The following is a 9509-nucleotide window of genomic DNA, read 5'->3' as shown; positions in this document are numbered from 1 at the left end:
GAGGTAGATGACGTCGAAGCCCATGTCGGCGATGGCGGGTAGGCGTTTGGTGGCGGTGCGCAGGGTGCCGGTGGTGGGGCCGCGGCGGGCGAGGGGGTCGATGGTGGCGCCTTCGGAGCGGGGGAAGAATTCGTACCAGGCGCCGTACAGGGCGCGTTGGCGGTGGACGGCCAGGGGGTACCAGTCACTGACGGTCAGCAACTCCCGCAACGGATGACGCTCCAGAACGTCCTGGACGGTCGGGTCGGCCACGGCGTCCATCCGGTCGGTGACCGGGACGGTCTGGTCTCCCAGGCACTTGGCGAGCCGCTCCACCGCCGGCCGGTCCTTGCCGGGGACGGCCTCGGCCGCCCGCGCGAACAGCAGCGAACCCTCGGCGAGCATGAGGTCGACGTCCTGGCCCCGCGGCACCTTGATCCGCGCGTCATGCCACCAATGCGCGATCGGATCACCCCACGCCTCCACCCGGAACGACCACGACCCCATCACCGTCGGCGTCACCATCGCCGACCACCGGTCCAACCCCGCACCCACCTCACTCATCCGCACACCCGGCAACTCCTCACCCTCCGGCGTCCGCAACACCACCGCCGCACCCAACCGCTCATGCCCCTCACGGAACACCGTCGCCGACACCACCACCGACTCACCCACCACCGCCTTCGCCGGCCACCGGCCACACCCCACCACCGGCGCCACCTCAAGGATCGGAATGCGGCCAAGCCGCGGAATGCCGGTCTCGCTGGACGCCCCGGACTCGACGTGCATGTGCCACCCCTACCCGTGCGAAATCTCCAAAACGTCCCCCTGCCCGGGACGGGGCGATTTCCACCGAGTAGTTCCGGTGACTTTGCGCGATGACCCGTACACGCAACCCCGCCTGTCGCGCCACCGGACCGCACCGCATAGCGTGACGTTGCGTGAAGGCAATCCGACGTTTCACGGTACGCACCGTCCTTCCGGAGCCGCTCCGGCAGCTTGAGGAGCTGGTCCTCAACCTGCGCTGGTCCTGGCACCACGAGACGCTCGACCTGTTCCGCGCGGTGGACCCGGCGCTGTGGACGGCCGTCCACCACGACCCGGTCAGGCTGCTCGGCGAGGTCGCGCCGGAACGGCTGGAACGGCTGGCGACGGACCGGCGGTTCCTGCGCCGCCTCCAGGACGCCGCCGACGACCTGCACGAATACCTGACCGCCCCGCGCTGGTACCAGTCGCGTTTCACCGCGGGGGGACGACCCCCGGACTCCATCGCCTACTTCTCGCCCGAGTACGGGATCACGGCCGCGCTGCCGCAGTACTCCGGCGGCCTCGGCATCCTCGCCGGGGACCATCTGAAGACCGCGAGCGACCTCGGCGTCCCGATCATCGGCGTCGGCCTGCTCTACCGGCACGGCTACTTCTCGCAGTCGCTGTCGCCGGACGGCTGGCAGCTGGAGCGCTACCCGCCGATCGACCCGAACGGCCTGCCGCTGACCCTGCTCCGCGAGAAGGACGGGTCGCCCGTCCGTGTCGTCATCGGGCTCCCGTCGGGGGCGGCGGGGCGCGGCCCTGGAGGTGAGGCGCAGCGCCGCGGCCTGCACGCGCAGATCTGGATCGCGCGGGTCGGACGCGTCCCGCAGCTGCTCCTCGACTCCGACGTCGAGGAGAACGACCAGCCCGCGCGGGACGTCACCGACCGGCTGTACGGGGGCGGCGGCGACCACCGGCTGCTGCAGGAGATGCTGCTCGGCATCGGCGGCGTGCGGGCGATCCGCGCGTACTGCCGCATCACCGGGCACCCGGCGCCGGAGGTGTTCCACACCAACGAGGGCCACGCCGGGTTCCTCGGCCTGGAGCGCATCCGGGAGCTGGCGGCCGAGGACGGCCTGACGTTCGACGAGGCGCTGGAGGCGACCCGGGCGGGCACGGTGTTCACCACGCACACGCCCGTCCCGGCGGGCATCGACCGGTTCCCCCGCGACCTGATCGGACGGTACTTCGGCGGCGCGAACGAGGAGGCGCAGGTCCCCGTCGAGCGGGTCCTCGCGCTCGGCGCCGAGGACTACCCCGGCGGCGACCGCACCGTGTTCAACATGGCCGTGATGGGGATGCGGCTGGCGCAGCGCGTCAACGGCGTCAGCGAGCTGCACGGACGCGTCAGCCGGGAGATGTTCGGCGGGCTGTGGGGCGGGTTCGACACCGCCGAGGTCCCGGTCGGCTCGATCACCAACGGCGTGCACGCGGGCACGTGGGTGGCCCGCGAGATCCTGGAGCTCGCCGCCCGCGAGCTGCCGTCCATCGTCGAGTCCGGGCGCGGCTGGGAGGAGGTGCGGGCCCGTCCCGGCACCGAGCTGTGGCGGATCCGCGCGACGCTGCGGCGGCGGCTCGTCCAGGAGGCGCGGCGCCGGCTCCGCGAGTCGTGGCGGCAGCGCGGCGCGAGCGAGGCGGAGATCTCCTGGATCGACGACGCCCTCGACCCGGACGTTCTGACGATCGGGTTCGCGCGGCGCGTCCCGTCCTACAAGCGGCTCACGCTGATGACCAGCGACCCGGACCGGCTCCGCGACATCCTCCTGAGCCCCGACCGCCCGGTGCAGATCGTCATCGCGGGGAAGGCGCACCCGGCGGACGAGGGCGGCAAGCGCCTCATCCAGGACATCGTGCGGTTCACCGAGTCGGAGGACGTCCGGCACCGCATCGTGTTCCTGCCCGACTACGACATGGCGCTCGGGCAGCTGATGGTGCAGGGCTGCGACGTGTGGATGAACAACCCGCTGCGCCCGCTGGAGGCGTGCGGCACGTCCGGGATGAAGGCGGCGCTGAACGGCGCGCTGAACCTGTCGATCCTCGACGGCTGGTGGGACGAGTGGCACGACGGCCAGAACGGCTGGGCGATCCCGTCCGCCGACGGCCTCGCGGGCCCCGACCGGCGGGACGAGCTGGAGGCCGCCGCGCTGTACGAGCTGATCGAGGACCACGTGGCCGTCACGTTCTACGACCGCGACGCCGACGGGCTGCCGCGCCGCTGGCTGGAGATGGTCAAGCACACCATCGCCACCCTCGGCCCGAAGGTCCTCGCGTCCCGGATGCTGCGCGACTACGTCGAGGAGCTGTACGCCCCCGCCGCCGTGTCCGCGCGGGCCATGGCCGCCGACGAGTTCGCGGGCGCCCGCGCGCTGGCGGCGTGGAAGCACCGGGTCCGGAAGGCGTGGCCGGGGGTCGCGGTCGAGCACGTCGAGTCGAACGGGGCGGAGGGCCCGCAGGTCGGGGCGCGCCTGTCGGTGCGGGTCGTCGCCGAGCTCGGCGGCCTGGCGCCCGACGACGTCGCCGTCGAGGTCGTCTACGGCCGGGTCGACGACTCCGACGCGCTGATCGACCCGTCCTACCTGCAACTGGACGGCGGCGAACCGGCGGAGAACGGACGCGTCCGCTATGTCGGCGAGGTTCCGCTGGGGCGCAGCGGAGCGTTCGGCTACAGCGTCCGCATCGTCCCAAGCCACCCGATGCTGTCGGGCCGTGCGGAGATGGGCCTGGTCGCCCTGCCACCCGCCCCCCAAGGCATGACGAACGGCGACCTGCGCTAGGGCCGGTCCTCGTCGTCCTCGATGGGCGGGTCGGTCATCTGCCAGGTGGCGACGATGAGCGGCAGGAAGATGTGCGTCACCAGCAGGGCGAACAGGATCAGGAACAGCGCGGCGCCGGGGATCTGCGACTCGCGGCCGTCGCGGTCGGCGGCCATCGTCACCAGCAGGACGGCCGCGATCACGACGGTGGACGCCCGGTGCGCGGTGGCGAAGGCGCGGAGCCGCGCGGTGAGCTGGCGCTCGTCCAGCTCCCGCGCCCGCTTGGCGGTCAGGCCCCGAGTCAGGGCGACCAGCTGGGTCGCGAGCGGGAGGCCCACCGCGACCAGCACGCCCAGGACCACCAGGTTGACGATCACCGCGGTGTCGCTGGGCGCGATGACCCAGGACACCGCGGCGTCCACCCAGAGCAGGCCCAGCGTCACCGCGCCCGCCCCGGCCAGCACCCTGCGGGGACGGCGGCGCGCGTAGCGGGCGGGCATGCGGCGCTCCATCTCGTCCTCAAGGGCGGCCAGGCGGTCCGAGCGCTTGCGGCGGGAGCGCTCCAGCCACTGGGCCGTCTTGCTCGTCATGGCGTGCCTCCGATTCTCGGGAACGGTTTCAGGGAGAAGACGACCTCGACGGGCACCTCGAAGTAGTCCGCGATGCGCAGGGCGAGGTGCAGGCTGGGGCTGTACTCGCCCCGCTCCAGGTAGCCGACCGTCTGGTAGTGCACGCCCAGCGCGGCGGCGAGGTCGCGGCGCGAGACGCCGCGTTCGGCCCGCAGCACCGTGATCCGGTTGTAGACGGTCTCCTTGTCCATGACCACCTCGTATGGAGAATTCGATCATCTGCTACATCACTGCGACCATCGATAGTAGAAGTACTATATTTCATCGCAGTGATGCAAGCGTCCGGGGCCTGGCAGGATGGATTCGTGCGAGCTCCGGACTGGTGGCCGCCGCGCGGCCGCTCCGCCGACCTGCTCCTGACCGCGGGATGCCTCGTCGTCACGGTCGGGGCCGTCCTGACGGTGATCGAGAAGGACGGCCGGGGGCCCATGCCCTGGCTCGGCTGGATCCTGCTCGTGGTCACGTGCGGCGCCGTGTACTTCCGGCGGAGCCATCCCGTCGCGGTCGCCATCGTCACGTTCGCCGCCTGCTCCCTCTACTACCCGGTCACCGAGCCGGACGGCCCCGTCGTGATCACGTTCGTGATCGCGCTCTACTCGGTGTCCGCCGCCGGGCACCTCGTCGTCGCGGGCGTCCTCGTGACGCTCTCGATGGCCGCGACCATGTACGGCGACGTCCGCGGCGGCACCAACCACCTCGCGGACGCGGCCGGGTTCCTGCTCGCCGGCTGGTTCGTCGCGGTCATCGCGGTCGGCGGCGTCGTCCGGAACCGGCGCGCCTACCTGCGGGAGGCCGAGGAACGCGCGCGGGCCGCCGAGCGGGGCCGCGAGGCGGAGGCCCGCCGCCGCGCCATCGAGGAACGGCTGCGCATCGCCCGCGAGCTCCACGACGTCCTCGGGCACAACATCTCGCTCATCAACGTGCAGGCCACGGCCGCGCTGCACGGCCTGCGCCGCGAACCCGAACGCGCCGAGGACGCCCTCGTCGCGATCAAACAGGCCAGCAAGGACACCCTCCGCGAGATGCGCGCCACCCTCGGCGTCCTGCGCCGCGTCGACGAGGCCGCGCCGGTCAGCCCCGCGCCCGGCCTCGCCCGGCTGGACGAGCTGACCGGCGGCCTCGCCACCGCCGGCCTCAGCGTCCGGACCGAGGTCGAGGGCGACCCCCGGTCACTGCCCGCCGAGGCCGACCTCGCGGCGTACCGGATCGTCCAGGAGGCCCTGACGAACGTGACGCGGCACTCCAGCGCGTCCGCGGCCGTCGTCCGCATCCGCTACGGCACCGGCGACGTGACCGTCCAGGTGCACGACGACGGCGCGCCCACGACCGCCCCGTCCGGGGACGGCAGCGGAATCCGCGGCATGCGCGACCGCGCCGAGGCGCTGGGCGGCGACTTCGAGGCGGCCGCCCGCCCCGGCGGCGGCTTCACCATCCACGCCCGCCTCCCCGCCTGACCACGGCGCCCGCTGAGCCCCTGGTCAGAGGCTCGCGGGCCCGTCGCCCTCGAACCGCTCACCCATCCGGCTCGGCGGCGAGGGCCTCGTAGACGGAGGCCAGCACGTCGGTGAGCGGACGGCGGCGGATCCTGATCGGCGGGGGAGTGGCCACCTGAAGCACGAAACCGGGCGGGACGGGCGGCGTCGCCGGACGGTCGCGCAGGCGGCCCAGCCCGGACGGGGGCGTCCAGAAACCGGCGGCGGTGAGCGGCACGTCCTCCATCTCGAACGGGTCGGGCGCGGTCTCGGTGCCGCGCCGCAGCGCCGCCAGGAGCTGTTCCCTGCCCCGGCCGTTCCACTGCAGGATGAGGAACGGGTCGTCGTCGAACGCCTCCGCCAGCAGGTACAAGACCGCCGCGGCGTGCTTGCACGGGTCGCCCCAGTCGGGGCAGTCGCACATCAGGTGCAGGTCGGCGGCCGAGCCAGGGAAGAGCGCCAGGCCCAGCTCGGCGAACACCCACTCGATCTCCGGCGGCATCTCCCCGGCGAGCAGCCGCGCCCGGAAGACCGCCCGGGACGCCAGCTCCGCCTCGACGGCACGCCAGCCGTCCGCGTCGATCGCCTCGATGCTCAGCGCCACCTCGTAGGGCTCGGGCGCCGAGCCGTGCACCCTCGCGGTCACCTCGTAGGGGGCGACCTTCAGGTCGACCACGTTGCCCTTGCGCGCGTAGGTGCGGCCGCGCTGGAGGCGCCCCTTGTCGGCGAACGACTCGACCAGGTCGATGAAACGGCGCGACCACCACTGCGACCCGATCGACCCGCGCTTCGTCCGGGCCCTGATGCCCTCGACGCCCTCGCTCATCAGTCGCTCACCGCCTCGGGCGACAGGCGCAGGACGTCCCGCAGCTCGGCCACGGACAGTTCGGTGAGCCAGTCCTCGCCGGTGCCGACGATGGAGTCGGCGAGCGCCTTCTTGCGCTCGATCATCTCGTCGACGCGCTCCTCCATCGTCCCGACGCAGATGAACTTGCGGACCTGGACGTTGCGGGTCTGCCCGATGCGGAACGCGCGGTCGGTGGCCTGGTCCTCGACGGCGGGGTTCCACCAGCGGTCCACGTGCACGACGTGGTTGGCGGCCGTGAGGGTCAGGCCCGTCCCGGCGGCCTTCAGCGAGAGCAGGAAGATCGACGGTTCGGCGTCGTCCTGGAAGCGCTGGACGAGGTCGTCCCGCGCCTGCTTGGACGTCCCGCCGTGCAGCCACAGAACGGTCCGCTCAAGCCGGGCCGCCAGATAAGGCTGGAGCATCGACCCGAACTCCGCGTACTGGGTGAACACGAGCGCCTTCTCGTCCTGCTCCAGCACCTCGGCGCAGATCTCCTCAAGGCGTTCCAGCTTCCCGGAGCGGCCGGGGAGGCGCGACCCGTCCTTGAGCAGCTGCGCCGGATGGTTGCAGACCTGCTTGAGCTTCGCCATCGTCGCCAGGACGAGACCGCGGCGCCGGGAGTCCTCCGCCTCGGCGATCTGGGCGAGCATGTCGTCCACGGTGGCCTGGTAGAGCGACGCCTGCTCGGTGGTCAGGTTGCAGTAGACCTTGATCTCCTGCTTCTCCGGCAGATCCGAGATGATCGACTTGTCGGTCTTGAGACGGCGCAGGACGAACGGCTGCGTCGCCCGCTTCAGCGCCAGCGCCGCCCGCTCGTCGCCGTCCCGCTCGATCGGGATCGCGAACCGCTGCCGGAACGCGGCGCGCGGCCCGAGCAGCCCGGGGTTCGCGAACTCCATGATCGACCACAGCTCGGTGAGATGGTTCTCCACCGGCGTGCCGGTGAGCGCGATCCGGTTCCGCGCCGGGATGCTCCGCACGGCCCTGGCCTGGCGCGTCCCGCTGTTCTTGAGCGCCTGCGCCTCGTCGCAGACGACCCGTCCCCACGCGATCCCCGCGAGCATCTCCGCGTCCCGCGTCGCCGTTCCATAGGTGGTCAGCACCAGATCGGCCGCCGCCACGGCCTCGACCAGATCCTCGCCGCGATGCCGCCCCGTCCCGTGGTGGACGTAGACGCGCAGCTTCGGCGTGAACCGGGCCGCCTCCCGCTGCCAGTTCCCCACCAGCGACATCGGCAGGATCGCCAGCGTCGGGTCGGGGCCCGCCCCGTCCTCCCTCTCGTGGACGAGCAGCGAAAGGACGGAGATGGTCTTCCCCAACCCCATGTCGTCCGCGAGCAGGGCGCCCAGCCCGAGACCGTCCATGAAGGTCAGCCAGGCGAGCCCGCGCTCCTGGTAGGGACGCAGTTCGGCGTCCAGCTCTTCGGGGGTGCGCATGGGGGTGAGGCGGCGGTCGGCTTCGCCGGAGAGGAGGTCGCCGAGGGCGCCGTCCGTGTCGACGCCGGTGAGGGGGAGGGTGTCGTCGCCCGCGTGGACCACCGCGCGGATCGCCTCGGCGGCGGTCATGCGGCCGCGGCGGGGGTGGCGGAGGAAGTCGAGCGCGGCCTCCAGTTGCCGCTCGTCCAGCTCGACCCACTGCCCGCGGAGGCGGACGAGGGGCGTCTTGAGGCGGGCGAGCTCCTCCAGCTCGGCCTCGTCGATGCTGTCGTCGCCGATGGCGAGGTCCCAGCGGAAGTCGACCACGGCCTTCATGTCGAAGCCCGACGCCACGGCCGAACCGGACGACGCCTCGGGGTCGTCGCCGCGCGTCGTCAGTTTCATGCCGAGCTTCGCCTTGCCCGCCCACTGCGGGAGCAGGACGCCGAAGCCCGCGGCGGCGAGCATCGGGGCCGCCTGGCGGAGGAAGCGGAACGCGCCCGCGGTGTCGAGGACGAGTTCGGCGGGTTCGGGGCCGTCCAGCGCGCGGGCCAGGTCGGGGAACAGGCGCAGGGCGCGGCCGAGGCCGGTGAGGAGCGTCTCCTCGGCGTTCGCGATCGAGGCCGCCTCGCCCGCCCAGACGAGGGCGGCGGGGACGTAGAGGCTCGGGTCGTCGGTGCCCTGGAGGGCGAACTCGATGCGCCAGGAGTCGGAATCGTCGTCCGCGTCCGGTTCGGCGAGGCGGAAGCACGCGCGGAGCGGGCCGGACGGGCGGCGCGCCCCGGCGGCCCACGCGTCCAGCTCGGCGATCAGGTCGTCGGGGTCGTCGCGGGGCTCGCGGGCGACCTCGGGGGACGGGCCGGTCAGCGCCGCCACCCAGCGCTCGGCGAGCGGCAGCCGGTCGGGGACCTTGCGCCGGGACACCAGCAGCGGATGCGGCACCACGCCCCGGACGGCCGTGTCGACCAGGCCGGACAGGGCCTCGCGCAGCACCTCGCCCGCGGGACGGCCGCCGTCCGCGGCGCGGCACGCGGCGGGCATCGCGCGGGCCAGCGCCCGGAACCGCGCCGGGTCGTCGATCACCGGCCGCCAGCGGGCCACGAGGTCGCCGTCCTCGCGCACGAGCGCGGGCAGGACCTGGCCGCGCCCGGTCAGATGGACGGCCTCGTCCGCGACCATGCAGAGGAAGCGCAGGTCGGTGCCGGGGACGACGTCGGCGCTGTGCTCGGCCGCCTGGAGCAGGGCCATGGCGGGGAACGGCTCCAGGACGAGCGCGGGCACCCGCCACGGACGCAGTTCGGGCTCGCCCGAGACCGGCTCGGGGCCCAGTTCGGCGGAGGGCAGCGGATGGTCGCCGGCCGTGGGCAGCGACATCGTCAGCTCGACGCGGAACGCGGAGCGGACGAGCGGCTCATAGGACGTCCCGGCGAAGTCGCAGGTCGCGAAGGGGTGGACGTCAGGTGAAAACTCGTACGGGCCGGTGCGTTCGGCCCAAAGGCACAGCGCACCGCCATGCCAGGTGGCGTGGGCGACGAGCATGGTCACCGAAGCTATCAGCAGCCTCCGACGTCCCTGCCCATGACTGCTGTCGCCCGCCCGACTGC

General features: G+C 72.9%; 7 protein-coding genes. 2 read left to right on the top strand and 5 right to left on the bottom strand.

Annotated features, from left to right (window positions below; genetic code table 11):
- Positions 1-768: maltotransferase domain-containing protein (locus tag ETD83_RS02230; RefSeq protein WP_138643347.1), on the bottom strand; the 768-nt coding region annotated here is incomplete at its 3' end.
- Between the two features lie 152 nt (positions 769-920).
- Here ETD83_RS02230 and glgP point away from each other — a divergent pair.
- On the top strand, positions 921-3563 hold the full coding sequence (glgP, locus tag ETD83_RS02225) for an alpha-glucan family phosphorylase (protein WP_138643346.1): 2643 nt from the start codon (positions 921-923) through the stop codon (positions 3561-3563).
- On the opposite strand, the gene ETD83_RS02220 is transcribed toward glgP, so the two are convergent.
- Both ETD83_RS02220 and ETD83_RS02215 read right to left on the bottom strand, forming a co-directional pair.
- A complete protein-coding gene (locus tag ETD83_RS02220; RefSeq protein WP_138643345.1) occupies positions 3560-4132 on the bottom strand; it encodes a hypothetical protein in 573 nt (190 codons plus the stop codon). The genes glgP and ETD83_RS02220 overlap by 4 nt on opposite strands.
- On the bottom strand, positions 4129-4362 hold the full coding sequence (locus tag ETD83_RS02215; protein WP_138643344.1) for a helix-turn-helix transcriptional regulator: 234 nt from the start codon (positions 4360-4362) through the stop codon (positions 4129-4131). The genes ETD83_RS02220 and ETD83_RS02215 overlap by 4 nt, the downstream gene beginning before the upstream one ends.
- Positions 4363-4476: 114 nt before the next feature.
- Between ETD83_RS02215 and ETD83_RS02210 the strand changes: the two genes are divergently transcribed.
- Positions 4477-5625, top strand: coding sequence for a sensor histidine kinase (locus ETD83_RS02210; RefSeq protein WP_205717447.1), 1149 nt, complete (start codon positions 4477-4479; stop codon positions 5623-5625).
- A gap of 58 nt (positions 5626-5683) precedes the next feature.
- Here the strand turns inward: ETD83_RS02210 and ETD83_RS02205 are convergent, their stop codons facing one another.
- Positions 5684-6469, bottom strand: coding sequence for an SWIM zinc finger family protein (locus ETD83_RS02205; RefSeq protein WP_138643342.1), 786 nt, complete (start codon positions 6467-6469; stop codon positions 5684-5686).
- The gene (locus ETD83_RS02200; RefSeq protein WP_138643351.1) at positions 6469-9444 is read right to left on the bottom strand and encodes a DEAD/DEAH box helicase; all 2976 of its coding nucleotides are present in this window, start codon (positions 9442-9444) and stop codon (positions 6469-6471) included. The genes ETD83_RS02205 and ETD83_RS02200 overlap by 1 nt, the downstream gene beginning before the upstream one ends.
- Positions 9445-9509 lie beyond the last annotated feature (65 nt).

The sequence above is a fragment of the Actinomadura soli genome, assembly GCF_005889715.1.
Taxonomy (GTDB): Bacteria; Actinomycetota; Actinomycetes; order Streptosporangiales; family Streptosporangiaceae; genus Spirillospora; species Spirillospora soli.
Note: the sequence above shows the minus strand (reverse complement) of the source record. Positions and strands in the feature narration are given on the sequence as shown.

What these genes read in the sequence shown, in the direction of transcription:
- ETD83_RS02215 (WP_138643344.1), bottom strand. Translation starts at nt 4,362, where the DNA reads ATGGACAAGGAGACCGTCTACAACCGGATCACGGTGCTGCGGGCCGAA.
- ETD83_RS02220 (WP_138643345.1), bottom strand. Translation starts at nt 4,132, where the DNA reads ATGACGAGCAAGACGGCCCAGTGGCTGGAGCGCTCCCGCCGCAAGCGC.
- ETD83_RS02205 (WP_138643342.1), bottom strand. Translation starts at nt 6,469, where the DNA reads ATGAGCGAGGGCGTCGAGGGCATCAGGGCCCGGACGAAGCGCGGGTCG.
- ETD83_RS02200 (WP_138643351.1), bottom strand. Translation starts at nt 9,444, where the DNA reads ATGCTCGTCGCCCACGCCACCTGGCATGGCGGTGCGCTGTGCCTTTGG.